At 59.1% G+C, this 25,491-nt stretch carries 28 protein-coding genes; 18 read left to right on the forward strand and 10 right to left on the reverse strand.

Annotated features, from left to right (window positions below; translation table 11 throughout):
* The first annotated feature begins 9 nt into the window (after positions 1-9).
* The 3 genes from PSV43_RS04985 (at position 10) to PSV43_RS04995 (ending at position 2,794) form a co-directional block, all read left to right on the forward strand.
* Positions 10-960 carry an alpha/beta hydrolase gene (locus PSV43_RS04985; RefSeq protein WP_300194409.1) on the forward strand — a complete coding sequence of 317 codons (951 nt, stop codon included), beginning with the start codon at positions 10-12 and terminating at the stop codon, positions 958-960.
* A 114-nt stretch (positions 961-1,074) separates the two neighbouring features.
* Positions 1,075-2,031 carry an alpha/beta hydrolase gene (locus PSV43_RS04990; RefSeq protein WP_300194411.1) on the forward strand — a complete coding sequence of 319 codons (957 nt, stop codon included), beginning with the start codon at positions 1,075-1,077 and terminating at the stop codon, positions 2,029-2,031.
* Between the two features lie 28 nt (positions 2,032-2,059).
* Complete coding sequence (locus PSV43_RS04995; RefSeq protein WP_300194413.1) at positions 2,060-2,794, forward strand: DUF1080 domain-containing protein; 735 nt, start codon at positions 2,060-2,062, stop codon at positions 2,792-2,794.
* A gap of 66 nt (positions 2,795-2,860) precedes the next feature.
* Here the strand turns inward: PSV43_RS04995 and PSV43_RS05000 are convergent, their stop codons facing one another.
* Positions 2,861-3,505, reverse strand: coding sequence for a hypothetical protein (locus tag PSV43_RS05000; protein WP_300194414.1), 645 nt, complete (start codon positions 3,503-3,505; stop codon positions 2,861-2,863).
* Between the two features lie 127 nt (positions 3,506-3,632).
* Here PSV43_RS05000 and glpK point away from each other — a divergent pair, with 127 nt between their 5' ends.
* The 7 genes from glpK to PSV43_RS05035 all read left to right on the forward strand — a co-directional run bounded on the left by glpK (position 3,633) and on the right by PSV43_RS05035 (position 11,195).
* Positions 3,633-5,123, forward strand: a complete 1,491-nt coding sequence (gene glpK / locus PSV43_RS05005) for a glycerol kinase GlpK (protein WP_300194416.1) — start codon at positions 3,633-3,635, stop codon at positions 5,121-5,123.
* Positions 5,120-6,193 carry a GNAT family N-acetyltransferase gene (locus tag PSV43_RS05010; protein WP_300194418.1) on the forward strand — a complete coding sequence of 358 codons (1,074 nt, stop codon included), beginning with the start codon at positions 5,120-5,122 and terminating at the stop codon, positions 6,191-6,193. The genes glpK and PSV43_RS05010 overlap by 4 nt, the downstream gene beginning before the upstream one ends.
* Before the next feature lie 68 nt (positions 6,194-6,261).
* Positions 6,262-6,531: a UPF0175 family protein gene (locus PSV43_RS05015; protein WP_300194420.1), complete on the forward strand. Its 270-nt coding sequence runs from the start codon at positions 6,262-6,264 to the stop codon at positions 6,529-6,531.
* Positions 6,528-7,022 (forward strand): DUF3368 domain-containing protein, encoded by a 495-nt coding sequence (locus tag PSV43_RS05020; protein WP_300194422.1) that lies wholly within the window; start codon positions 6,528-6,530, stop codon positions 7,020-7,022. Before PSV43_RS05015 ends, PSV43_RS05020 begins: the two co-directional genes overlap by 4 nt.
* Positions 7,023-7,110: 88 nt before the next feature.
* A complete protein-coding gene (gene recG / locus PSV43_RS05025) occupies positions 7,111-9,198 on the forward strand; it encodes an ATP-dependent DNA helicase RecG (protein ID WP_300194424.1) in 2,088 nt (695 codons plus the stop codon).
* Positions 9,199-9,284: 86 nt separating this feature from the next.
* Positions 9,285-10,109, forward strand: coding sequence for a hypothetical protein (locus PSV43_RS05030; protein ID WP_300194426.1), 825 nt, complete (start codon positions 9,285-9,287; stop codon positions 10,107-10,109).
* Between the two features lie 63 nt (positions 10,110-10,172).
* On the forward strand, positions 10,173-11,195 hold the full coding sequence (locus tag PSV43_RS05035; protein ID WP_300194428.1) for a hypothetical protein: 1,023 nt from the start codon (positions 10,173-10,175) through the stop codon (positions 11,193-11,195).
* Between the two features lie 75 nt (positions 11,196-11,270).
* Here the strand turns inward: PSV43_RS05035 and PSV43_RS05040 are convergent, their stop codons facing one another.
* Entirely contained in the window at positions 11,271-11,456 is a 186-nt protein-coding gene (locus PSV43_RS05040; protein WP_300194430.1) for a hypothetical protein, read from the reverse strand.
* A gap of 93 nt (positions 11,457-11,549) precedes the next feature.
* Here PSV43_RS05040 and PSV43_RS05045 point away from each other — a divergent pair, with 93 nt between their 5' ends.
* Positions 11,550-12,902, forward strand: a complete 1,353-nt coding sequence (locus PSV43_RS05045) for a L,D-transpeptidase family protein (protein ID WP_300194432.1) — start codon at positions 11,550-11,552, stop codon at positions 12,900-12,902.
* Between the two features lie 109 nt (positions 12,903-13,011).
* Here PSV43_RS05045 and mpl read toward each other — a convergent pair whose 3' ends face one another.
* The gene (gene mpl / locus PSV43_RS05050) at positions 13,012-14,394 is read right to left on the reverse strand and encodes a UDP-N-acetylmuramate:L-alanyl-gamma-D-glutamyl-meso-diaminopimelate ligase (protein ID WP_300194434.1); all 1,383 of its coding nucleotides are present in this window, start codon (positions 14,392-14,394) and stop codon (positions 13,012-13,014) included.
* A gap of 181 nt (positions 14,395-14,575) precedes the next feature.
* On the opposite strand from mpl, the gene PSV43_RS05055 reads away from it, so the two are divergent.
* From PSV43_RS05055 to PSV43_RS05080, 6 genes are all read left to right on the forward strand, one after another.
* On the forward strand, positions 14,576-14,833 hold the full coding sequence (locus tag PSV43_RS05055) for a hypothetical protein (RefSeq protein ID WP_300194436.1): 258 nt from the start codon (positions 14,576-14,578) through the stop codon (positions 14,831-14,833).
* A 79-nt stretch (positions 14,834-14,912) separates the two neighbouring features.
* Positions 14,913-15,755 carry a DUF692 domain-containing protein gene (locus tag PSV43_RS05060; protein WP_300194438.1) on the forward strand — a complete coding sequence of 281 codons (843 nt, stop codon included), beginning with the start codon at positions 14,913-14,915 and terminating at the stop codon, positions 15,753-15,755.
* The gene (locus PSV43_RS05065) at positions 15,736-16,608 is read left to right on the forward strand and encodes a DNA-binding domain-containing protein (protein ID WP_300194440.1); all 873 of its coding nucleotides are present in this window, start codon (positions 15,736-15,738) and stop codon (positions 16,606-16,608) included. Before PSV43_RS05060 ends, PSV43_RS05065 begins: the two co-directional genes overlap by 20 nt.
* Positions 16,605-17,063 (forward strand): DoxX family protein, encoded by a 459-nt coding sequence (locus PSV43_RS05070; RefSeq protein ID WP_300194443.1) that lies wholly within the window; start codon positions 16,605-16,607, stop codon positions 17,061-17,063. The genes PSV43_RS05065 and PSV43_RS05070 overlap by 4 nt, the downstream gene beginning before the upstream one ends.
* 118 nt (positions 17,064-17,181) lie before the next feature.
* Positions 17,182-17,721, forward strand: coding sequence for an RNA polymerase sigma factor (locus tag PSV43_RS05075; RefSeq protein WP_300194445.1), 540 nt, complete (start codon positions 17,182-17,184; stop codon positions 17,719-17,721).
* Positions 17,718-18,446 carry a hypothetical protein gene (locus PSV43_RS05080; RefSeq protein WP_300194447.1) on the forward strand — a complete coding sequence of 243 codons (729 nt, stop codon included), beginning with the start codon at positions 17,718-17,720 and terminating at the stop codon, positions 18,444-18,446. The genes PSV43_RS05075 and PSV43_RS05080 overlap by 4 nt, the downstream gene beginning before the upstream one ends.
* Positions 18,447-18,449: 3 nt before the next feature.
* Here the strand turns inward: PSV43_RS05080 and PSV43_RS05085 are convergent, their stop codons facing one another.
* The 5 genes from PSV43_RS05085 to pgsA all read right to left on the reverse strand — a co-directional run bounded on the left by PSV43_RS05085 (position 18,450) and on the right by pgsA (position 22,105).
* Complete coding sequence (locus PSV43_RS05085; protein ID WP_300194449.1) at positions 18,450-18,740, reverse strand: type II toxin-antitoxin system RelE/ParE family toxin; 291 nt, start codon at positions 18,738-18,740, stop codon at positions 18,450-18,452.
* The gene (locus PSV43_RS05090; protein WP_300194451.1) at positions 18,737-18,955 is read right to left on the reverse strand and encodes a hypothetical protein; all 219 of its coding nucleotides are present in this window, start codon (positions 18,953-18,955) and stop codon (positions 18,737-18,739) included. The genes PSV43_RS05085 and PSV43_RS05090 overlap by 4 nt, the downstream gene beginning before the upstream one ends.
* A 70-nt stretch (positions 18,956-19,025) precedes the next feature.
* Complete coding sequence (locus tag PSV43_RS05095) at positions 19,026-20,024, reverse strand: cobalamin-independent methionine synthase II family protein (protein WP_300194453.1); 999 nt, start codon at positions 20,022-20,024, stop codon at positions 19,026-19,028.
* Positions 20,025-20,102: 78 nt separating this feature from the next.
* Positions 20,103-21,482: a ribosome biogenesis GTPase Der gene (der, locus tag PSV43_RS05100; RefSeq protein ID WP_300194454.1), complete on the reverse strand. Its 1,380-nt coding sequence runs from the start codon at positions 21,480-21,482 to the stop codon at positions 20,103-20,105.
* Positions 21,483-21,511: 29 nt separating this feature from the next.
* Positions 21,512-22,105 carry a CDP-diacylglycerol--glycerol-3-phosphate 3-phosphatidyltransferase gene (gene pgsA, locus PSV43_RS05105; RefSeq protein WP_300194455.1) on the reverse strand — a complete coding sequence of 198 codons (594 nt, stop codon included), beginning with the start codon at positions 22,103-22,105 and terminating at the stop codon, positions 21,512-21,514.
* Positions 22,106-22,157: 52 nt separating this feature from the next.
* Between pgsA and aat the strand changes: the two genes are divergently transcribed.
* Positions 22,158-22,733, forward strand: a complete 576-nt coding sequence (aat, locus tag PSV43_RS05110) for a leucyl/phenylalanyl-tRNA--protein transferase (protein ID WP_300194456.1) — start codon at positions 22,158-22,160, stop codon at positions 22,731-22,733.
* Positions 22,734-22,740: 7 nt separating this feature from the next.
* Here aat and speA read toward each other — a convergent pair whose 3' ends face one another.
* Complete coding sequence (gene speA / locus PSV43_RS05115; protein ID WP_345784649.1) at positions 22,741-24,678, reverse strand: biosynthetic arginine decarboxylase; 1,938 nt, start codon at positions 24,676-24,678, stop codon at positions 22,741-22,743.
* Between the two features lie 118 nt (positions 24,679-24,796).
* A complete protein-coding gene (locus tag PSV43_RS05120; RefSeq protein ID WP_300194458.1) occupies positions 24,797-25,474 on the reverse strand; it encodes a TIGR02206 family membrane protein in 678 nt (225 codons plus the stop codon).
* Between the last annotated feature and the right edge of the window lie 17 nt (positions 25,475-25,491).

A 25,491-nucleotide genomic window follows, 5' to 3' on the forward strand; every position in this document is an offset into this window, starting at 1 on the left:
GAGTCGAGCATGAAATTGCCAACCCTCATCATCCTGCTTCTTGCCGCATCACTGCACGCGCAGACACCTGCTCCCGCCGTTAAACCCGCTCCGGCACCGAAGCGTGCACCTACGGTCGCGAATGTGCCCTATGGTGAGCATGAACGGCAGGTGCTTGATTTTTACAAAGCGGATTCAGCGAAGCCCACGCCGCTGCTGTTTTTCATCCATGGCGGCGGTTGGGTCGCGGGGGATAAATCAGGTGTTGGTGAACTCGAAGCCTGCCTCAAGGCAGGCATCTCCGTGGTATCCATCAACTACCGCTACTCCTGGCAGGCGCAGATTGCGGGAGTGATGCCGCCGGTGAAATGGCCGCTGGAAGATGCAGCCCGTGCTTTGCAGTTCGTGCGCAGCCGTGCGCTGGAATGGAATATCGACAAGAAGCGCATCGGTGCCTGCGGCGGCTCTGCTGGAGCCTGTTCCAGCCTTTACCTCGCCTTTCACGACGACATGGCTGATCCGAAGAGCAGCGATCCTGTCGCCCGTGAATCCACTCGCCTCTGGTGTGCGGCAGTTAGTGGTGCGCAGACCTCGCTCGATCCGAAGCAGCTCAAGGAATGGACGCCGAACAGCCGCTACGGTGGGCACGCCTTTGGCTTCATGGACCCGAAGGAGCGCAAAACGCGCGACACGCGCTTTGCCGAATTTTTAGAGAAGCGCGAGTCGGTGCTGAAGTGGATCAAGATGTACTCGCCCTACGAGCTCGTCAGCAAGGACGACCCGCCGGTGTATCTCTATTACACTAGCGTCCCGGCCATCGGTCAGGAGCAGAAGGACCCCACGCACACTTCGAACTACGGTGTGAAACTTCAGGAACACTGCCGTGAAATCGGCGACGAATGCGAGCTGAACTACCCCGGCGCGCCGGATGTGAAGCACAAGTCGATGTCGGAGTTTTTGATTGAGACGCTGAAGAAGTAGGCTTTTACGCCGTCCCGCAGCCTGATTGGCCTGGCTGCGGGTTTTTGGTGTGTGACTCAATGAGAGTTATGATTGCAGCCAGATAAGCCAGTTTGAGCGCGTTCTACCTCCTCCATGAAACTCGCGTTCTCTCTCCTCTTACTCACCTCCATCGCCTTCGCTGCCGACACACCGGCGAAGAAAGCTGAAGCCCCGGCAAAAAAGGCTCCGGCCAAGAAAGTTTATCCGAAGAATCCACCACCCACGGTGGCGAATTTCAAGTATGGGCCGGCTGAACGGAATGTGCTCGATTTCTGGCAGGCGAAGTCGGACAAGCCGACGCCGCTGCTGTTTTTCATCCATGGCGGCGGTTGGATGGGCGGGGACAAGGCGGGCATCGCTGTGGAGCCATTCTTGAAGGAGGGCATTTCTGTGGTGTCGATCAACTACCGCTACATTTCCCAGGCGCAGGACGTGGTGCCGCCGGTGAAGGCACCGCTGACGGATGCGGCGCTGGCGTTGCAGACGGTGCGCAGCAAGGCGGCGGAGTGGAACATCGACAAGACGCGCATCGGCGCGAGCGGTGGCTCGGCGGGTGCGTGCAGCAGCCTGTGGCTGGCTTTCCATGATGACATGGCTGATCCGAAGAGCAGCGACCCCATCGCCCGTGAATCGACTCGTCTCTACACGGCTGCTGTGAACGGCCCGCAGACGACGCTGGACCCCAAGCAGATGCGCGAGTGGACGCCGAACAGCAAGTATGGCAGTCATGCCTTCGGCAAGTCCGGTGAGTTCAAAGACTTCGACGCCTTCGTGGCGGCGCGGGAACGCATTCTGCCTTGGATCAATGAGTACTCGCCCTACGCGCTCGTATCGTCAGATGATCCAGGGGTGTACTGCTTGTTTGGTGCGCCTCCGGCCATCGGTCAGGACCAGAAAGACCCGACGCACACGGCTAATTTTGGCGTGAAGCTGCAGGAGCATTGCAAGGAAAAGGGCGTCTCCTGTGAGGTCGTCTACCCCGGCGCGATGGATGTGAAGAACAAGACGATCAACGAATACCTGATCGCCAAGCTCAAAGAAGCGAAGTGAGTAGACCAGAGATTTACCGACCATGATTATGAAAATAAATACACTCACTCTCGGAAGCCTCGTGCTGGCTGTTTGTCTTGTCTCACGGTCTGAAGACTCCGCATTTCGCCCGATCTTCAATGGCAAGGACCTCAGCGGCTGGTACGGGCTGAACCCACATTCCGTCGTCAAACTCAAGGACGAGAAAAAAGCCGCAGCGCTCAAGACGATGCGCGACGAGTTCGCCAAGGACTGGAAGGTCGAGAATGGCGAACTGGTCAACGACGGCCATGGTCCCTATGCCACCACGGAAGAAGAATTCGGCGACATCGAGTTCCTCATCGAATACAAAACCGTGGCGGGTGCTGACAGCGGCATCTACCTGCGGGGCGCACCCCAGGTGCAGATCTGGGACAAGAGTCAGGTGTTTGATCCGAAGAAACCGACGCGCAGGCCGCACCTCGGCTCCGGCGGATTGTTCAACAACACCCCAGACACACCGGGCCGCGATCCACTGGTAGTGGCGGACAAGCCCATGGGTGAGTGGAACAGCTTCCGCATCCGCCAGATAGGTGCGCGCACCTGGGTGTGGCTGAACGACCAACTCGTCGTTGATGGCAACGTGATGGAAAATTACTGGGACAAGACGCAGCCGCTGCCTGCCAAGGGTCCGATCATGCTGCAAACTCACGGTGGTGAAATCCGCTGGCGCAATCTGCAGGTGCGCGAGATTGGCGCGGAGGAGGCGAAGAAGATCCTCGCTGAGGCCGACGCGAAGAAGTGAACTGATCCATCCAAACGAGAAAAGCCGCAGAGGGTGCACCTCTGCGGCTTTTTTATTTTAAAACGGTTACTTGTTCAGCACGAGGCGCAGGGTGCCGTTGTGAACTTCCAGTGACTGAATGCCGGCGATGAATTTTTGCAGGGCAGGATCGGACTCCACGTTTTCAGCGATGAGATCAACGCCCTTCATGTCGCCGACCCAGCTATTGGGGAGGGAGATGCCGCCGAGGCTCAGATCATCGAGTTTCAGCGAAAGCTTATGCTCTGGAGAAAGGCTGGTGCCGAAGGTGAAACGCAGACGAATCTTTTGATTCGGCATGATCGGGAAATCCGCCGGCGCGGTGAAAATGATGGCAGCGGAGACATTGCCCTCGCCGAACTTGACTTGGACGCTCTCGCCGAGCTGCTGCTGAGCGAGGTAGGCGTTCACTTCACGTTCATTGACGACGATGGTGCGGTTCGCCTCATCGGGCGGAATGGCGGCAGGATTGTTCAGGGCCTGCAGTTTGTTGTCGAACTCTGCTTTCTCCGTGGCGTTCAGGCTCACGGGAGTCATGGCGGAGGGGTAGAAGTTTTGTTTGACCCAGAATGCGCCGGTGGCGGCGGCAATGCCCGCGCAGCCGAGGATGACGGCGAGGGTGATGAGAATGATTTTCTTGGTGGAACGCGCACGCGGTGCGGCGGGCGCTGCGGTTTCAGGAATGGTTTGCATGGTGGTGATCTTGGATGCTTTTCAGGCAAGAGTATTCATTTGGGCGGAAAAAAGCCACCTACATGTTGCCCCGCAGTTTGTAAGGCATTGACTCCGCAGGCTGCTCTTGGGAACATCTGAAATAACCATGAAATACATCCTCGCTCTCGACCAAGGCACCACCAGTTCACGTGCGATCCTCTTCAACCACGACGGCGGCATCGTGGCGACGGCCCAGAAGGAGTTCCCGCAAATTTTCCCGAAACCGGGCTGGGTGGAGCATAATGCGCAGGAAATCTGGGCCACGCAGGCCGGGGTGGCTTCCGAAGTGCTGCACAAGGCGCGTGTGAAGGCTGGGGACGTGGCAGCCATCGGCATCACAAACCAGCGCGAGACCGCAGTGGTGTGGGATCGCAAGACCGGGAAGCCGATCTGCAATGCCATCGTCTGGCAGGACCGCCGCACGGCTTCGATCTGCGACAAGCTGCGCGCGCAGAAACTGGACAAGGTCATCCAGCGCAAGACCGGCCTCGTCGTGGATGCCTATTTCTCCGCCACAAAGGTGCAGTGGATGCTGCAAAACGTGAAAGGGGCCAATGCCCGCGCGGCGAAGGGCGAGCTCGCCTTTGGCACCATCGACTCCTGGCTTCTGTGGAATCTCACCGGCGGCAAGGTTCATGCCACGGATGTCAGCAATGCCTCACGCACCATGCTCTATGACATCCGCAAAGGCACCTGGGATGACGAGCTGCTGAAGATCTTCGGCGTGCCGCGTTCCATGCTGCCGGAGGTGCGGGATTCGAGCGGTGAGTTTGGCACGACATCGCTGCTTGGCGGGTCCATTCCCATCGCAGGCATCGCGGGCGATCAGCAGTCGGCGTTGTTTGGCCAGATCTGCACGAAGCCGGGCATGGTGAAGAACACCTATGGCACCGGCTGTTTCATGCTGATGAATACCGGCACCAAACCGATCGTCTCCAAAAACAAGCTGCTCACCACGGTGGCATGGCGCATCAATGGGCGCACCGAATACGCACTGGAAGGCAGCGTATTCATCGCCGGAGCGGCGATCCAGTGGCTGCGCGATGGGCTGGGCATCATCCGCCAGTCGGCGGATGTCGAGGCGCTGGCCGCGAGTGTGCCTGACACCGGCGGAGTCTATCTTGTGCCTGCGTTTGCCGGGCTCGGGGCGCCACACTGGGATGCGTATGCGCGCGGTACGCTGTTGGGTTTGACACGCGGCACCACCGCGGCGCACATCGCGCGTGCGGCATTGGAGGGCATCGCCTTGCAGGTCATGGATATTCTGAAGGCCATGGAAGCAGATGCGGGCATCAAGCTGAAGGAACTGCGTGTCGATGGGGGAGCCAGCGTGAACAACCTGCTCATGCAGTTGCAGTGCGATTTGCTGGGGGTGCCTGTTGTGCGCCCGAAGGTGAATGAAACCACCGCGCTCGGAGCGGCCTGCCTCGCAGGACTTGCCGTGGGGTATTGGAAAAATCTCGCGGATATTGCGAAGCACTGGCAGGTGGATCGCAAGTTCAAGCCGAGCATGAAAGCGGCCGCACGTGCCAAGATCACGCAGGGCTGGAATCGTGCGCTGGGCAGGGCGAAGGGATGGGAGGAAAAATCGGCGTGAAACACACTGCATGGATCAATCCGCCCTGCCCGCTGCTGCCGGAGGAGAATCGTCATTACGATCACACGGACATCGAGGCGCTGAATCATGAGCGTGGTCCGCTGTTTTATGAGACGGCGCTGCACTACGCGCAGAGCCTGTGGCGCGAAGGATTTCCGGCCAAAAGCATCCTCATCATCAACCGCGCGCTGTCGCTGCCGCTGAGTGCGGATGAGCCGATCCTCGCGAAATGGCCGCTGCCGTATCTGGCGCTGGTGTGGATCATGCAGCATCGGGTCGAAGGCCAGTTCATGGGGAATCCGCGCCGTCACTGGCAGCATCTGGCCACGCGTATGGTGGAGCCAAACAAGGAACTGCGCACCTGGCGCGCCTGGGCCTGCTGGTATCTCGCGCAGTTGATTCTGCCGGAGGCGGAATTTCCATCGGATCAGAAACAAATCCGCGAGGAGCAGGTCGTGGAGCCGACGCAGGACCAAATTGCCACGCATCTGCACCGTCTCTCTCCTGCGCGGGATGAGGACACTTGGCGGCATGCCTTGAGCACGCTGCAAGCACGGCGAGCCCCCCTCCCCGCACGTATTCGCCGAATTGGTGCCCATGAACTGCCCACGGTGCAGCAGCTTGGGCATGAAATCTGGCATGCTTACTATCCCGGCATCATCAGCGAGGAGCAGATTCGCTACATGCTTTCCATCTGGTATCAGCCCGGATCCATGGCGCACGAGATGCAGGCGCGTGACGTGTGGTATGCGCTCGTCGAGACCGCCGGGCCGAAGGCTGTCGGTTACATCTCGTTTGAGAAGCTTCTCTTTGAGCCTGTCCTATTCATCAACAAGCTCTACCTCTTGCCCGAAGTTCACGGGCACGGTCTCGGCGGGATCACTCTGCGCTGGACCGAGGACCGGGCCCGCGAGATGCACTGCAAGGCCGTGCGCCTGCGCGTGAACAAGCGCAATGCTCCGGCTATTCGTTCCTACCTGCGCGCGGGATTTCGATTTACCGAGGACATTGTCAGCGACATCGGCAGCGGGTTTGTGATGGATGATTATGTGATGGAGAAGGCGGTGTGAGGTGGTTCCCGCCTTGTCTTGTCAGATGAGGTTCGTTGCACGTTCGGCTTTTGAAGTTAGTTTCTGCCATGAGCACGATCACCCTCGAATATCCGCCATCCTGGCTTGCAGCCATGGGCGTGGATGCGCCGCGTTTCGCGGCGGACACAAAGATCGCTGCGGCGATGAAACTGTTTGAGTGTCATCGGCTCTCCAGCGGGCAGGCGGCCCAGTTGGCGGGATTGTCCCGCGTCGATTTTTTGCTCACCTGTCGCCAATGGGGTGTTTCCAGTGTGAATTGGGATGACGATGATCTCGCGGCTGAGTTCAGCGGTGAGCTGCCTGTGCTGCGTCCATGAGCACGGTCGTTTGCAATTCCGGACCGTTGATCGCCCTTGGCGGTATCGATCAGCTTGGATTGCTACGTTCTCTGTTCGGAACAGTCTGCATTCCGGCGGAGGTGGCAACAGAATGCCAGGCTGGAGGTGTTTCCAAAGTGGGTCTCAAAGCTTTTCGAGAAGCGTCATGGCTGCAAGTGATCGATCTCGGGACGCCGCCTGATCCGCTGCTGACCTCCTTGCTCGATTTCGGTGAATCCAGAGCCATCGAACTGGCGCTGCGCCATAAGTCATCGGTGCTTTTGATGGATGAAGCACGCGGCAGACGTGTAGCTCGCGATGTCTATGGTCTGCAAGTCGTCGGCTCTGGCCGTATCTTGGTGGAAGCCAAGCAGGCAGGTTTGATTGACTCGGTAGGACCGTTGATCCATGCCGTTCGTGGCAACGGTTACTGGTTGGCGGATCGTATCGTTACGGAGATTATGCGTCAGGCGGGTGAAGTGGAAGCATGAAGCCTTGCGAGTCTGCCGCGCACACAGGACGCATGCGCTCCGGTGAGATCGGCTTTGACACGTCATGCGCGGTCATTGATGTGGCGCGGTGATCCCACTCGACCTCTCTCTCGCTGAAGTTCCAGGCATTCCCGCACATGCGGCGCGGCTGTTGGGCAAGGAGGGGGTGACGACGGTGGCGGATGTGATCGCTTTGATGCCATCCCGGCATGAGGACAGGCGGCAGATGCAGGCGCTGGCGTTTCAGGCAGGATTGGTGCCGTCTTGTCATCACGTTTTGATCACGAAGACGGGGAACAAATTTTTTGGCAGGGCGGGCGTGTTTGAGGCGGTGGTGCGGCATGCGACGGGGCTGCTGGGGCAGCAGCTGACGCTGAAGTGGTGGAACATGCCGTTCATGAGCCGGGTGTTCGCCGAAGGGCAGGAGCTGATAATCTATGGTGTGATCAAAGACACGAAAGGGCGGCTGAGCATGTCGCACCCGGAGTATGAGATCGTCAAAGGCGGTGCCGATGATGATGCGCAGCAGATTCACACGGGGCGCATCACGCCGATCTACCGACTGAAAGGGGCGATGACGCAAAAGGCGCTGCGTGTGGCGGCGTGGCATGTGCTGCAGGCGCTGCCTGAGTCGTTTATTGAAGATCTGCTGCCGACACCGAGCGGGGAAGGGGAGTTTGCGGGGCTGTCGCGGTCCAAGGCACTGCGCGAAGTGCATTTCCCTGCCAGTATGGAGAGGCTGGAGCAGGCGCGGCGCTACCTCGCGCTGCAGGAGTTCTATGGCTACCAACTGCGCGTGGCACGACGGAAGCGGCGGGTGATCGAATCGGGCGGGCGCAAGCAGGTCGGCACGGGCGAACTGCTGCGGGACTTTTTCAATGAGCTGCCGTTTCAACTTACCACGGCGCAGCAGCGGTGTTTGGACGAGATCCATCGAGACATGGCTTCGGGCAATCCGATGAACCGCCTGCTGCATGGCGATGTGGGCAGCGGCAAAACGGTGGTGGCCTTTGCTGCGATGCTGCGTGCGGTTGAATCAGGCCGGCAGGCGGTGCTGATGGCACCAACTCAAATATTGGCCGAACAGCATGCTCGCAGCGCGCGGAAGTGGCTGGAGCCGCTGGGACTGCGGGTGGCGCTGAGGACGGGATCGAAGCGAGAGGATGGAGATGGCCTGGACCTGATGCGCGGAAAAAGCAGCTCTACGAAACCCGACATTGTGATCGGCACGCATGCGCTGCTGCATGACGCGGAGCTGATGCACAACACGGGGATTGTCGTCATTGATGAGCAGCACAAGTTTGGCGTGGCACAGCGGGCGAAGCTGATCCGCAAGGGGGACACGCCGGATGTGCTGGTGATGACAGCCACGCCCATCCCCCGCACGCTGACACTGACGATCTATGGAGATCTGGAGGTCTCCACAATCGACCAGAAGCCGCGTGATGGGGTGAAGATCATCACGAAAGTGAGGCCGAAGACGAAGCAGAAAGATGCGGCAAAATTTCTGCGCGAGCAGATCGAGGAGGGGAGGCAGGGGTACATCGTCTATGCGCTGATTGATGAATCGGAAAAGCTGGATGCGGGCGCGGCGACGAAGGGACACGAGGAGTGGTCCAAGCTGCTCGCACCGTGCGAGGTGGGGCTGCTGCATGGGCGGATGAGCGCGGAGGAAAAGGAGGATGTGATGAAACGCTTCCGTGCGGGCAAGCTGGACGCGCTGGTTTCGACGACGGTGATCGAGGTGGGCATCGACGTGCCGAACGCAACGGTGATGTTCATTCATGACGCGGGTCGTTTCGGGCTGGCGCAGTTGCACCAGCTTCGTGGCCGCATTGGCCGCGGGGAGAATACGAGCTACTGCGTGCTGTTTGTCGATGACAAGGACGATGAGAATCGTCAGAGGCTGGCGATCATGGAAGAGACGAGTGACGGATTCCAGATTGCCGAGGAAGACCTGCGCCGGCGTGGTCCAGGGGATGTGCTGGGTCATGCGCAGAGCGGCCAGGCACCGCTGCTGTTTGGTGAACTGCTGGCAGATACGCGGCTGGTGCGCCTGGCGCGGCAGCTTGCCGAACGGACACTGGACGAAGATCCGCAACTGCTGCGTCCGGCTTTGGCGGTGTTCCGAGATGAGCCGGTGGTGGCGGAAAAAGCGCAGGCGATGATGCAGTGAGACGCGTTTGTGCGACTTTCTTTAAAGGATGTCTTAGTGAAGCGCGCTTGACGTTTGGAGCTTTTACCCGGTGAGTACCGAGTGTCATGCATCCTCTAGCACCCAGTTGCGCGCCCACGGCGCTGGTGAACCAAACCGAAGTCGTTCGCAAACGGCGCAGGCGTGGCAAGCCGGGCATTATCACGGTGCTGCGTGCGGCCGTTGTGTCTTCGGCTGCCTTGGGGGTCACTGTGTTTGTGCTGTGGTTGAAGCAGGAGACGCCGCATCCCAACGCTGCCATCGCCGAGCGTGAGTCGCCCTTGGTTCAGGCGCGGAGCTTGAAGTCTCCATTGGAAACAGTGGGGTCATCCGGTCTGGCGGCTTATGGGTTGAAGAAAAATTTCGCGCCGGCACCCTTACCCGAGGTGGTGCAGCCGCCACCGGTCCCGGTCGTGAACCGGGTAGTGCCGGTGTGGCTGATGATGGATATTCCTGAATTTGCAGATGCGAAGAGTGCAGGGCTGTCTCCTGCGCAGACGATTGAGCAACTGCGGCAGAGCCTGCGTGAGGCTGGCGCGCGGCAGATGGGGCAGTCGGTGCGTTTTGGAATGTTAAACCTGTCCGAACTGCTGGCCATGGAGCCCCGAGGATGGGCGGCGAGCCTGGACACGCTGGTTGCGAAAGAGAACCGCGCCTCGGCGATGCTCCTGACATTTTATCTTACTTATCTTGATCGTGCTGGAGACGGGGCGGGTGTGAAAGCGCTGCTGCGGGCCTTGGATCAGGGCATGAATGAGGAGAGTGCTGTGCGGGAGTTCATTCTGAAAGGGCGCAGTGTGGCTGAACTTGAGCGGGAGATGGGGCGGGTGTTTGCGGATGCCGGGGTTGAACTCCGTTTTATGCGGCGTGGCGGCATGGCATTCAGGCAGTGATGAATTGAGGGGGAGAATCCTTTTGCCCCGTCTGGCTTTTGCCTTTAATCCCTGAACACCTCCATGAAAACTTCCTGGCCCATCCGCCTTGTGCGTGCGCTGTTTTTTGCGTTCTCTGTTTTCATTGGCATCGCCATCGCTCTGGGCCTGCAGCAGGACGCCTGGGTCGGGGCGGTGAGCGGCGCAGTGTTCATGGGCATGCTGATGGTGCTTGATGTGCTGCTGGCGCACTTCACCCTGCGTGATTTTTCCCACGCGACGCTGGGACTTGCCGTGGGTCTCTTCTGCGCCTGGCTGATCACGCGCATCGGCGTGTTCCAGCTCGCCTATTTTCAAAATCACGAGGAGGGCGCGGCGCTGCAAAACGTCGCGGAGATCTGCATCTACGGCACGCTGGCGTTTTTCGGTGTCACGTTCGCGCTGCGCAGTGATCGGGACCAGTTTGCCTTTCTGATTCCGTACATCCGGTTTCGCCGTGACGGTTCTGAAGGTGAGCCGCTGCTGCTGGACGCAAACGTGGTCATGGATACCCGGCTGCCAGGTGTGTTTGCCACCGGATTTCTCAGCGGTGCCGTCGTGGTGCCACGTTGCGTTTTAGACGGACTCCAGCAGTTGGCAGACGCCCCCGAGGTCGCGCAGTCCCTGCGTGGCAAGCGAGGGCTTGAGATGATGGAAAAACTGCGGGCAAGGCAGGAGATGAAGGTTTCCATTCATGAGGACGGCAGCTCAGATGCTCCGGTGGAAGTGCGCTTGGTGACGCTGGCGCGTGAGCTGAACGCCCGCCTGCTGACCAGTGATGACAATCTCGCCAAAGTGGCCCGGCTGCGTGGCATCACCGTGCTCAGCATGCGCGAACTGGTCGCAGCCCTGAATCCAGAACTCAGCGTGGGGGATGAACTGCGGCTGCCGCTTACCAAGCAGGGCAAGGACAAGAACCAGGCGGTGGGTTATTTGCCAGACGGCGCCATGATCGTCGTGAACAACGCCGCAACCCATATTGGTCAGACGGTGGATGTGGTGGTTTCCGGCACCCTTCCGACGAGTGCAGGCAGGCTGATCTTTGCTGAGATCAAACCGGGCGCGTGATGCGCCTGCGCTGCAGCAAACCTACCGAAAGAGCCAGCATCACCAGCAAAGCCGACTGCGGCTCTGGCACCATGGTCATGGACATGATGGCGGCTGCGCTGGTGGAAATGCGCGAGGCGACATACTGGAGGGATTGTCCTGCGTAAGATCGGGGATGAGCGTCCAGCCAAAGGAGTCAGATCCCTGATAGAGGCCGCCGCGATCAAACAAAGCCGCATAAATGTCCGTGCCATCGCCTACGACGTTGTTGGTGTCTAACATGCGTCAATGCGGTAGTTCTCGCCTCCACTCAGCGAAATACACGCTCGACACACAGGTCATCTTTGTTATTGGTTGCAGGCTTGTGACTCAAAAATGAAAAAAGGTTCATTCATCAACATGCTGAGTGCGTGCATTCTCCCCCCCATCGTCGGCGTGGGAGTTTTTAGTGGCGTCATACAACTTTTGAAGAACCATGAAATGTTTCGTTTGGATGCTATCCCCCCGCCCACGGCTGCGGTTAGCAAGGTGCGTCTGGGAAAGCTGAGCGAGATCGGAGCTGAGATCCGTGCTGCGTTGCCCATTGATCCGACATTTGACCCGGTGCGTTCGCTGCCAGTGCGGCCGAATGCAGAGAAGGCCGCCCTCATACGTGCGGCTGAGGCGGCAAAGGAGAAGTCGGTCATTCCAGCGAAGGCGGTCAGCGCGGAACCCGCGGTGGCAATCGTCAGGAAATCTGAGAATACGGCACCTGTTCTTGCCAGCACTGTGCCTGCCTGGCGTCCGGTCCTTGATCCGATTGCTGATCACTGGACTCGCCTGATGCCGCGCACGTCTGCGCTGCCGCAGGCCTACCAAGCCGTGCTCAATGACGATGCGGCGCATCTTGCCAAGCTCATCGCGCTGGGCATTTCACCCGACGAAATGACCTTGGGCGGTGATACGCCGCTCTGTGCCGCCGTGCGCATGGGACGTGCGGAATGTGTGTATGTGCTGGCGCTCTCAGGAGTGAACCTGAACCAGCCTGCGCATGAAAAGCAGCCTCCGATAGCGATTGCCTCCCTACGCCGGAATGCACCTGTGTTGAAGGCGCTGCTGGAGTTTGGAGTCGATCCCAACACTCGCTTTAATACGCCCATACAGAAACAGGTCATTGACCGCTGCACCATCAAGGATCTGCGCAACGCCATGGAAAATGACCGAGGGATCACGCCCCTGATCTGCTGTGCTGCGCGTGGCGATGTGGAAGGCGCGGTCACTCTGATGCGTGCTGGCGGCCGGGCAGGACTGTACACCACGCGCTATAATCGTTACCCCATCAATTTTGCGGCCACCCAGGGTTATCTATTCCTGATGCGTGTCCTGCTGGGCCGTGATCCTGAGTCGGAGCCTGACACGCTTGTGACCGTAAATCTCTCCAGTCAGCGTGCCTGGGTGACCAAGCAGGGGCGCATCATCAACCAAACCCTGGTTTCCACCGGGCGTGAAGGGTATGGCACACCGGCGGGGCGCTATGTCATCACCGACAAGCACACCTCCCATGTCTCTACGATCTACCATGTGGATATGCCTTGGTTCATGCGGTTGAACTGCGGGGCCATTGGCCTGCACAGCGGGCATGTCACGGGTCGGCCTGCGTCCCACGGTTGCATCCGGCTTCCCCATGCGAAGGCGAAGGAGTTCTTTGGCCTGGTGCGCGTGGGGGACGAGGTGCAAATCGTGTACTGAGGGGGCGTTTACGATTGTTCTCCCAGCCGATGGAGCGGTTCTGCCGCTGCTCGGTAGAAACTAGCGTCAACAACTGTAAACCACTGTCAAAAATCGCAAACGGTTCGGACTAGAGGGTGTTCAGCAACTTGTCGTGGATGCCGTCGAAGCCACCGTTGCTGAAGACCACGATCACATCACCGCTGCGTGTTTCCTGTTTCAGTCGGTTGACGATGGCTTCGGTGTCTGCTTCAAACCAGCATGGCTTGCCGCGTGCGGTGACGGACTGCGCCACTTTGGCGGTGTCCAGGCGTTGATCTGCGGCTACTTTCTCAGGATTGGCGACTGCGGCGATCACCGAGCCGTCGGCTTCGGTCAGCGCTTCGATCAATTCATTTTGCAAGACGTTGCGGCGGCTGGTGTTTGAGCGCGGTTCAAACAGCGCCCACAGGCGGCGTCCCTCATAGCGCTGGCGCAGGCCGCGCAGCGTCTCGCGAATCGCGGTGGGATGATGACCGAAGTCGTCGATGATCGTGATGCCGTGGGCTGTGCCGCACTCCTGCTGACGGCGGCGAATGCCGCGGAAGCTGGACAGCCCGGCGCGGATTTCATCATCACTCAATCCGGCAAAGCGGGCGGCGCACACGCACATCGCTGCGTTGCGTGCATTGAATTCGCCGACCATCGGCACGTCGAAAGCAGTGCCGTTGATTTCAAAATGGGTGCTCTGGGGCGTCACGCGGGTGATCGTGATGCGGAAGTCGCAGGTATCGCTGAGGCCCACCGTCTTGAATGGCGCTGGGCACTTGGCACGCAGGCTAAGGCAGTTGGGATCGTCGCCGTTGGCCAGTACGAGGCCGTTGCGTGGTACGGTGTTCAAAAAGCGCTGGAACGAGAGCAGGATTTCATCGAGGTCGCGGAAGATGTCCGCGTGGTCGAATTCGATGTTGTTCACGATCGCGCACTCCGGCAGGTAGTGCAGGAATTTGCTGCGCTTGTCGAAGTAGGCCGTGTCGTACTCGTCGCCTTCGATCACAAACAGGTCCGAATGGGTGAAGCGAGCGCCAGATTCGAAATTCTCCGGCACGCCGCCGATCATGAAGCCGGGGTTTTTGCCCGCGTGCTCGTAGATCCACGCCAGCATCGTTGTCGTGGTCGTCTTGCCGTGGGTGCCGCTTACCACAAAGCTGCGTTTTCCCTGGATCACTTCGCGCTTCAGCATCTCCGCCATGGAGACGTAAGGCAGCTTTTTCTCCAGCAGGGTTTCGAGTTCCGGATTGCCGCGTGAAATGGCATTGCCTACCACGTACGCATCGGCATGAAGTGGCAGATTTTCCGGTTGATAGCCTTCAGTCACGGTGATGCCTGCGTCACGCAGCACATCGCTCATCGGTGGATAGACCTGATTGTCGGAGCCGCTGATGGTGTGACCGAGGGCGCGCAGAGCGACTGCGGTGGAACCCATTGCGGTGCCGCAGATGCCGATGAAATGAATGTGCTTGGGAGATGCCATGGAAGAAGGGCGCAGGGTTCAAATCCAGCGCAGGAGTGGAGTAAAGCAGGCATTTTTGCCCCCTGCTAAAAGAAAGTTCAGTTCGGCGGGAATATTCGCGGGGGAGGGGGTTCCCATGTTGCGACGGCGCGAATACACGCAGCCAGCCGGAACCAACAAACTAAGCAACGCACATCACACCATGAGCACCAAGCACATCATCGCCGCCGCCGCCTTCACCGGTCTCCTTTCCGGCGCTTACGCCGCCCAGGCCACCAGCACCCAGAAGTCAGCCAACCCCGGCGTCTCCATCGAAAAGATGGCTGACAAAGGCCAGCACACCTGCAAGGGACACAACGACTGCAAAGGACAAGGCGGCTGCAAGTCTGGCGATGCTGGCTGCAAAGGCAAAAACACCTGCAAAGGCAAAGGCGGCTGCAACACCATGCCGAAGAAGTAAGGCAACACAGACTTCCGCAGCCACCCAGTGTGGTTGCGGTCAGTCCTTGATATTAAGCTTTACCTTTGAACTCCCGAGCATGCCCGCCAACCCTTACAATGGTCAAACCGACCTCGGCATCGGTCTAGGCCTCCGTGTACCGCATTACCGGCACATCTTGGAAAAAAAGCCCGTCTGTGACTGGTTTGAGATCATCTCCGAGAATTTCATGGTCGATGGCGGTCGCCCGCTGGAGATACTTGACAGCATTCTGGAGCAGTACCGCGTCGTGCAGCACGGGGTGGCAATGTACTTTGGCAATGCCGACCCGCTAAACCGTGACCACCTTAAAAAACTCAAGCGTCTGGTGAAGCGCACCAATACGCCCTGGCTTTCCGATCACCTTTGCTGGGGCAGTATCGATGGCCGTTGCTCGCATGATCTCCTGCCCATGCCCTACACGATGAGCGTGGCCAAGCACACCGCCGAGAAGATCAAGCAGGCACGCGATTTCCTCGAAGTGCCCATCTGCGTCGAAAATGTGAGCAGCTATGCCGAATTCACGCAGAATGAGATGACCGAATGGGAGTTCCTCAACGAAGTCGTCGAGCATGCTGACTGCGGCATCCTGCTGGATGTGAACAACATCTACGTCTCCTCGGAGAACCACGGCTTCGATCCCTTCGAATACCTCCTCGCTGTGCCGCATCATCGCGTCGGCCAGATTCATATCGCCGGTCATACCAGGCTCGATGACGTCATTCTCGATACTCACGATCATCCCGTGACCGATCCCGTGTGGGATCTCTATGCGGAAGCCATCAAGCTTACTGGCAGCACCGCCACGCTGCTCGAATGGGACGACAAAATCCCCAGCTTTGAGGACGTCCACGCCGAAGCGCTCAAAGCCAACCGCTACCTTCATGAGCACACGCACGCCTAGTCAGCTCCGCACCAACGCCGACCTGCGGCAGCTTCAGCGCACCATGGCTGCCGCGCTCATGCAGCCGCTTACGCGCCACGACGGCATGCCGACCAGCACCCAGATTGATTTCATCACGCCGAATGACCGCATGAGCGGCTTTGAGCGTCTCGAAATCTACGCCCGGCAGTACTGGTTCCGCCTGCTCGACTGCCTCTATGACGACTATCCCGCGTTGCGCGTACTTCTGGGCGAGCGCCGCTTTCACAAACTTTGCCGCGACTACCTCGCGCAGCATCCCAGCACGTCCTGGACCCTGCGCAACCTCGGTTCCGCACTCCCTGCCTTCATCACGGATCTTAAAGCGCGTGATGTCGCGCGAGTCGAGTGGGCGCAGACGCTTGCCTTTGATGAAGCGCTGAAAAAGCCGCTGCGGATCGATGATCTCCTCGGCGCTGATCCCTCCACACTGCATCTCGGACTGCAGCCTTGCGTCGTCCTGCTGCAAATCGACCACGCCGTCGATCATTTCATCACCGCGATGAAAAAGTCCGACGCAGACGTACGCGGTTCCGCCAGTCAGGCCATGTCCGAAGCCCCCACGCGCGCCAGTATTGCCAAGGCTCCCAAATTAAAACGTGAGTGCGTGCATCTGGCCGTCCATCGCCACGACAACACGCTCTACTTCAAGCGCCTCGCCCCGGAGTCATTTGCCATGCTCGCTGCATTACGGGATGGCCTCACGCTGGCCGATGCCATTGAGCTCGCTCTCGCCGATGCGAATCCGGAAACCGACTGGCCCGCGCAGATCCGTGACTGGTTCACCGAATTTTCCCAGCTCGGCTGGTTCGTCAAATCTCCCCTCAAGTCATGAAGCCCTGGACTCTCGCCAACACCCTCCTCGACCGTGCTGCAAGCTTTCTGGCTGATCCCTTCCTACTTGGTATCCGACTCTACTGGGGCTGGCAGTTTTTCCAGACGGGCAAAGGTAAACTCAGTGACATCAGCGCACCCACCGCCTTCTTCACTGAACTCGGCATTCCCTTTCCACAGCTCAATGCCTACATGGCTGGCGGCACGGAATGCTTCGGTGGCTTGCTGCTTCTCCTCGGCCTCGTCTCACGCGTCACCTGTGTGCCTCTCATCTGCGTCATGCTCGTCGCCTATGGCACTGCGCATCTGGATGTGGTGAAAACAATCTGGTCCGATTCCGACTCTTTCGTCACCGCGCCACCGTTTCTGTTTCTGCTCGCTGTTTTGACGGTCTTTATCTTTGGCCCAGGCAAATTTTCGGTCGATGCGCTGCTGCGGCGAAGGGGAAAATCGTGAGATGCGGGAATAAAGGCCTCTGCCACGACTCCCATTTACATACCCGCCCCATGAATTCATGGAACTCACCTTTCATTTCGGCATTGAACTGCCCGCAACTCGGACGATACCTCGACGCGTGACTGATTCCGTGCCCAGCTTTGAGCAGATCGTGGACGCCCATTATCAGGGGCTCTACCGTTTTGCCCTGAGCATGTGCCGGCGGGAGGCCACGGCGCAGGATCTTGTGCAGCAGACTTTTCTGCAATGGGCGAAGAAGGGGCACTCCCTGCGAGATGTCGCGAAGGTGAAGACTTGGCTTTTCACCACGATCTACCGTGAATGGCTCAGCATCGCCCGGCGCGAAAAAAAATACGAGGAGGTCGAGTTCGAGCCAGAACAGCATGGCGCAACACAACATAGCGATGATGGCGAGAATCCGCGTGTGGACAGCGCCACACTGCAAACCGCGCTGGAGCAACTGGAACCGAACTACCGCGCTCCGCTGGTTTTGTTTTACCTCAAGGAGCTGTCTTACCGCGACATCGCCGAGACGCTGGGTGTTCCCATCGGCACCGTGATGTCACGTCTCTCTCGCGCCAAAGACAGCCTGCGCACCATTTTACGCCGCCTCGAAGAATCCACCGCCTCTAACATCATCCCCATTACCGCATCGTGAACCGCGAAGAAGCCAGACTCGAACTCGACGCCACGACGCTCCGCCCGCAGGATGCGTCGCCGGAGGCGCGTGCCATGGCCGAGAGCGATCTTGAACTGGGTGCATGGCTGAAAAAACGCACCGTGTTCGATGAACAAGTCGCCGAAGCCTTCGCCGCGTCCATCCCGGCTGGGCTGCGCGAGAGCATTCTGCAAAATGCCAGACGCCCCGCGAAACGTCCCATCCGCTGGGTTCTGCCCACACTGGCCGCTGCTGCCGCAGCGGTGGCAATTGGTTGGACGATACTCTGGTCGGTGAGTAACCACATGCCCGCCTGGCAGGCCGAATCCCTCGCTGCGGTGACGAAAGTCGAGTCCGGCATGTCCAAGGTCGATCACATGTCGCGCGATTTCGAAGCCATCAAGAAGATGCTCGTGGCCGATCAATCCCCGACTCCGCTTCGTCTGCCCGGCACAGTGGGAGGGATGCCTGTGCTGGCCTGCAAGTGCATCAAAGTCGCTGGTCGCAAGGCATCCATCATCTGTTTTGAAATTGAGCCCGGCAAGGAAGCGCACCTTGTGGTGGTGGACAACACCGGTCTCCCAGATCCGCCGCCGCAATTGCAGCCGCAGTTCAAAAACAGCAAGAACTGGAACATGGCGAGCTGGAGCGACGGCAGCCAAACCTTCCTGCTTGCGACGACGGCGGATGAAGCGGCGCTGAAGAAGCTGTTTGGTCTGGTGTGAGCGTCAGATCAGGTGCTGCCAGTTTTTTGGATCGCGTTTTTCGTGAACCACACCGACAACCCAAACCGCATCTTCTACAATGCGGTAGATCACCAAATAAGGAAATGTCTTCATCAGGTAGCGACGAGTTCGGCTAGAGAGGGGGCTTCCCGTATTGGGATGTGCCGTCAGCCAGGCAGTCGCGTTTTCGAGGCTCCGGAAAAAGTTTGCGGCAACCTTTTCGGATCGTTCCTGATAAAAGCCGAAGGCCTCCATTGATTCCGTGCGAGCGGCGTCTGTGAAAACTACATTCATTCACGCAGCCTGCTCCGCAACTCAGTCAGGACGTCAGAAGCAGGATGCAGCGCCATTTCACCACGTTCCACCGCATCCACTCGATCTTCCATCTCGTTTGCCAGTCGTGCTTCCCATGTGGCATCGCATGAATGTATGATGAGATCGTCCAATAACGACGCCTGCTCGAAAACGGGCAGTTGCAGGAAAGCCTGACGAAGATCGATTGCAGTCATGTAGGAAAATAATACTTCACTCAGGATGGGCAACTACGATTCTTGAGCACGGAGAGGGCGATGAACTCCATCACCGCCCCTCAAAGCGGTCACGTCCTTTCGCCAGCGCCTCGATTTTGCGATCGGCGATGCTGCGCTTGAGCATCCAGAAACCGCAATCGGGGTGGATGAATTTCACGCGGCCTGCGCCGAGCTTTTTCTCTGCGGATTCGATACGGCGGGCGATTTCGTCGGCGGTTTCGACGTGATTCACCTTGATGTCCACAACGCCGAGACCGACACCGATTTTAGGATCGAGTTCCTTCAGCGCATCGAGATCAGAAGCAGGACGGTGCGCCAGTTCGAGCACGAGGTGATCGGCGCGCAGTGAATTCAAGAACGTGATGAGTGCCGCCCACTCGCCTTTTTGAATCGTCTGCCCGCCGTAGTTGCCGAAGCAGAAGTGGACCGCCTTGGTGCCTTTCACCGCATCCAGCACGCGATTGATGCCTGCGGCGGCGATAGGGGCATCTGCCGGATTACCGGGTATGTTGGCTTCATCGATCTGCACGCAGGCGCATTGCAAGTCGGCGGCTTGCGCGGCCAAGGCATCGGCGATGGCCATGTTGAGCGCTTCGAAGTCGTTGTAGTGCGTGTCCAGCAGCGTGCGGGCCAGCATGTAGGGGCTGGTGAGGGTGAACTTGAACGGGCCGCCTGCCACTTTGCCCGCGCGTGCGCAGTCTTCGGCCAGATTGAGCACTCCTTCGGTGATGGGGCCCCGCACAACGGCGGCGGGCTTGCTGCGAAAGGCCATTTCATGCTTGGCACGAAATGCAGCGGTGTCCGCACGACCCACGCGGCTATCGATGCCGCCCAGTTTGTGGACGAAGTACTCGATCATGCCGTTGGTGTCGGGATGATTCACATCGAAGCGATACAGCTCGCCATCCGTTGGCAGATCAATGCCCGCCTGGCGCTGCGTGTCGAACACCACGCGCGTGGCGTCAATGACGGCGGCTTCGCTGGGAAGCGCGCTGAGCCATTCGGGGACGGGATAGGAGCCGACGGTGGTGGTCTGAATGGTGGCCATGCGGCAGCCTAGTCAGCATCCTCCTGCCTTGGAAGTCAGGAGTGCCAAAATCCAAAGGCTGGCAGGCATCCAACAAGCTTACTTCTTCGCGTTCTTCGGTCCTTTGCCGCGCACGCTCATTTTGAAGGGCACGCCGGGGGCGCTCCATTCGTCACGGATGACTTTCTCCAGATAGCGCATGTAGCTGTCGGTGAGTTTCGAGGCTCGGTTGGCGAACAGAACGAAGTGCGGCACGGGGATGGCAAAACCTTCGGCCTCGTTGACCTGGGTGGCGTAGAGCAGCTTGAAGCTGTGCGTGCTGCGACCCAGGGCACCGGGAGTGTTTTCGATGGCGGTGGAGAGCAGGCGGTTCAGAGCGCCGGTGCCGATGCGGTTTTGTGAGCCGCTGCGCACCTTTTCAATCTGCACGAAGAGCTTGCCGATGTGGTCTTTGTTCTTGGCCGAGATGGCAACGAGCGGGGCGTAGTTCAGGAAGAAGAATTCGCGGCGCATCAGTTCGTCCAAGTGCTCGATGCGGTCCTTCTGGTTGCCATCTGGATGGAAGAGGTCCCACTTGTTCATGACGAGGATGCAGGGCTTGCGCTCTTCCAAAATAAACTGGGCGATCTTGCGGTCCTGCATTTTGGCCCCGGCTGCACAGTCGATGACGAGAAGGCACAAATCCGCGCGCTTGATGCTCTGCAAGCTGCGATCCACGCTGGAGATCTCGACAACGGTGTCAAGATTGGCGCGGCGGCGGATGCCGGCGGTGTCGATGAGCTGGTAATGCTTGCCGTTATAGGAGGCTTGGATGTCGAGGGCATCACGCGTGGTGCCGGGCACGTCGCTGACGATGGCACGCTCCATGCCGAGGATGGCATTCACGAGCGAGGATTTGCCTGCGTTTGGCCGGCCGACGATGGCGAGCTTCAACGGACGCGTGTTTTGATGCGAGATGGCGTCCTCCGTTTCGTTGGACTCCTTCAGGTCAAGGCGCTCGGAGACGAGTGCGACGAGATCGTCGATGCCGAGGCCATGGGCGGCGCTGACTTCGACGGTGTCGGGGAAGCCAAATTTGCTGAACTCGCTGGCGTTGAGCTTGCGCTTGGGAGAGTCGGCCTTGTTGCAGACGAGAATGACCGGCTTGTTGGTGCGGCGCAGTTCGCGGGCGAGGGTTTGATCGATCGTGGTGATGCCGTCGACGACATCGACGACGAACATCAGCAGATCCGCCACATCAAGGGCGATGGAGGCCTCAATCTGCACCTGATCGGTCAAAACGTCTTCGGTGCTGGCGCCGATGCCGCCTGTGTCCATGATCTCAAACCATGCCGGACCACGGCGGCACTGCGCTGTGATGCGATCCCGGGTCACACCGGCCTGATCGTGGACGATGGAGATGGTTTTCCCGGCAAGGCGGTTAAAGAGCGCGGACTTGCCCACATTGGGGCGTCCGACGATGGCAACGGTTTTGAGCATTGTTCAGAGAGCACGGTGCGCCCCCCGCGTCAATCATGTCCCGCAGCTTGCAACTGCTTGACACCGTCCGCCAGATTGAGAAAACCCGACAAAGTGGTGAACAAAGCGGCAAACAAGGTGGGCCAGATGAGCCATTCTGGCTTGAGATCGAGCAGGATCCACAGAATGGCCGCCATCTGGGCAAAAGTGGCCGTTTTGCCGGTCCAGTGGGTGTGGATCTGGAATTTGCCCGCAAAATGGTCGATCACGAAAGCTCCACCGATGGAAAGCAGATCGCGGCCAATGACGAGGATAGGAAACCACAGGGGGAAATGCTGCCGCCAGGAAGTGAAACTGAGCAGGATAATGGCGGCGAGCATGAGCAGCTTGTCCGCCAGCGGGTCCATGATGGCACCGAAACGGGTGCGCTGATCGAATCGGCGGGCGATCCAGCCGTCGATGGCGTCACTGATCGCGGCAATGCCGAAGACCGCAGCGGCCCAGAGGCGCAGGGATTCGTCGGGGTGGTCGCCCCGGGCGCTGTCGCCATAATAGATCACCAGCCCAATGAAGACGGGAATCAGCAGGATGCGGAAAATGGTGATCTGATTGGCGAGGTTCACGGTCCTACGTTCGTGTTTCACGGTTCACGGTTCAAGAGTTGAATCATGAAGTTTGATCGCTTTAGAGTGCGGTATGTCGCAAATCGAACCCGTGGATCTCTTGAACGCCTACTGCGAAGGGGCCTTCCCGATGGGGGAGGACGATGGCTCCATCTCGTGGTATCGGCCCAAGATGCGCGGCATCCTGCCGGTGGCGGAGTTTCACGTGCCAAGCCGGTTTGAGCGCTACCTGAAGCAGCACCCGTTTGAAGTACGCTGGAACACCTCCTTTGGCGATGTGATCCGCGGCTGCGCCGACCGTGAGAGCACCTGGATCACCGACCACATCATGGACACGTATGAGGAGCTCCATCGCATTGGTTTTGCGCATTGCGTGGAGGTTTGGAGGGATGGAAAACTGCGTGGCGGCGTCTATGGCGTGAGTATCGGCGGGGCGTTTTTCGGCGAATCGATGTTCAGCCGCGAGCCGCAGGCCTCCAAGGTGGCGCTGACGCTTCTACAAAGGCGTCTGCATGAGCGCGGCTACCTGCTGCACGACACGCAGTGGACGACGCCGCATCTCGCGATGTTTGGCGGGCATGAAATTCCCTGCGCGCAGTATTTGGAACTGCTGCAACGGGCGATTTCGCGGAAGGCGACGTTTATCTGAGCCGCAATCAGCTCTCGAAATAGGTGTAGCCGCGCAGACCTGCCTCGAAGCTTTCCATGATCTCGCGGCGCTCAGTGGCGGTGATGCGCTTGGAAGCAACGGCGCTTTCGGCGAGGTGGCGGAAACGGGTGAGCATGTCCTTGGGATCGTACTCGACGTAGGTGAGCACTTCAGCGACGCTGTCGCCTTCGAGTTCGCGGCTGTACTTCACTTTGCCGTTTTCCACGCGGACGCTGACGACGTTGGTGTCGCCGAGGAGATTGTGAAGATCGCCGAGGGTTTCCTGATACGCGCCGACGAGGAAGATGCCGAGCATGTACTCGTGACCCTTTTCGATCTGCGGATCGTGCAGCGGCAGGCTGGGGTTGATACCGTGGGAGTGGGCAAATTTGTCGATCTTGCCGTCACTGTCGCAGGTGATGTCGGAGAGCACCGCATTGCGCGTGGGCTTTTCCTTGAGACGGTGGATCGGCATGACCGGGAAGATCTGGTCGATGGCCCAAAGGTCAGGCAGGCTCTGGAAGACGCTGAAGTTGCCGTAGTAGAAGTCGGTCGTGATGGTTTCCAGGCGGTCCATCTGGCTGCCGTCGTGATCGCATCTCTCGCGCATGCCATCCACCCAGGTGAGGATGTCCCAGTAAAGCTCTTCGCCGTGCGCACGCTCACGCAAGTTGACTTTGCCGTAATTGAACTCGCTGCGCAGCTTGTCGCGGTAGTAGATGGCGTCGTTGTAGATTTCCTGCAGACGGTCGCGGGTGGTTCTGGCGGCATGCTTTTCCGCATCAAGACGCAGTTCGTAAAGATTGCGCAGCAAGGGCGGGGCGTCCTTGGCGAGTCCGACATCGGCGATGCCTTTGCGTGGCTCAAAGCGGTTGATGTCGAGGATGTTAATGATCAAAACCGAGTAGTAGGCCACGATGGCGCGGCCGGACTCGGTGATGAGATCAGGGTGCGGAACGCCAGCCTCAGCGGTCACTTCAGTGATCGCCTCGATGATGTCGGCACAGTATTCCTTCGTGCCGTAGTTGCTGCTGGCTTCGCTGGCACCTTTCAGGCCGTCGTAGCTGATCGCGAGACCACCGCCGAGATCGAGGATGCCCATGCGTGCGCCTTCTTGCACCAAGCCGACATAGACGCGGGTTGCTTCGGTAACGGCCTGACGAATGGCGCGGATGTTTGGAATCTGCGATCCCTGGTGGAAATGCAGCATGCGCAGGCAGTCGAGCATGCCTTTTTCGCGCAGGCTATCGACGACATGCATGAGCTGCGAGATGTTCAGGCCGAACATGCTCGCGTCACCGCCGGAGCCGCTCCAGTGGCCGGCACTTTCAGCGCTGAGGCGGAAGCGCACACCGAGCGTCGGGCGCACTCCCATTTTCTCACAACGTTCGAGGATCAGGTCCAGCTCCGTCGGCATTTCCAGCACGAGGATGACCTGCAGGCCCATCTTTTGAGCAAATAGCGCGAGGTCGATGAATTCTTCGTCCTTGTAGCCGTTGCAGACGATGTAGGCCTCCGGATCATGCATGTAGCTCAGCGCGGCGATGAGCTCCGGCTTGCTGCCAGCCTCAAGTCCGTAGTGATACTTGCGGCCATAGCGGGTGATTTCCTCGATAACTTCCTGCTGCTGGTTCACCTTGATGGGGTAAACACCGCGATAGACGCCCTGATATTTGCCTTCCTTGATCGCGGAGGCGAAGCCTTCGTTCAGCTCGTCGATGCGCCAGCGCAGCAGATCGCCGAAACGGATGAGCAGTGGGAGCTGAGTGCCGCGTTCGCGCAAGCCCTTCACGATGGAGGCGAGCGAGACGTCTTTCGTTTTCTTGCCATCCTTCAGCTTCACCACGACCTCGCCGGACTTGGCGATGTCGAAATACTCATGGCCCCATTCGCGGATGCCATAAAGCTCGGCGCTGTCGTCGGTGGTCCATGCTGGGTTTTTCATTTTCGTGGTCTGGGTTGGAGGGGCTTTCAAGGGCGCGATTATGGGGGCAAATTCGGAAATGCAAAGCGACATCTGAGAGGGAGATGTGCGGCCAAAACGCCAAGGCTGCGTCAAGAGGTCAGGGCATGGCTTTGCGGAAGGCGAAGGGGAGATAGAGGATGGAGTAAAAAACGAGGCCGAGGCCGATGGTGCTGAGGTTGTACCAAGGCCAAGGCCCGAGCTGGTCAAAGAGGCTGGCCTGCACTGGTTTTGAGCACTGAAAAGCGTAGTTCGCGCCCAGAGCGTAGTTCACGACAGCGATCACGGCATACCAGGCCACGGAGAAGGTCATGATGCGCAGCACGGCCCCGGGGCGCGGGCGAACTCCCATCGCTGTGACGACGTAGATCGCCGTGACAGGCACTCCCCCGTGCATGATGAAAAATAAAATGAAACGTGGGTCCGGAAATTCATAGATCAGCGCGGGTGTCAACAGCCCCTGCAGGGTGCCAGCGATGCCAAAAAAATACACCACCTCGCAGAAAAACGGACGTCGCGTCCAGAGTGCGATGCCACCCGCGAGCGTGGCGATGTCACAGAACTGCAACGGCAGCGCCGTCAATACACTGAGCGAGCCGTACAATGCGTGCACCGTCAGGCCGATGGGATACATGGCCAGCAGCAGGGTGCCCAGAACCCGCTGCGATAGCAACGCCCAGCGGGTACGGGAGAGCAGCAGCATCACGATGAACACAGCCAGCGTGATGACGAGCACCGCCTTGTGGGATGGGCCGTAGGGATGAAAGGCGGGAGGCATTGCCTGCATCATACGCG

The organism is Prosthecobacter sp., from assembly GCF_029946185.1.
In the GTDB taxonomy this organism is placed as follows: domain Bacteria; phylum Verrucomicrobiota; class Verrucomicrobiia; order Verrucomicrobiales; family Verrucomicrobiaceae; genus Prosthecobacter.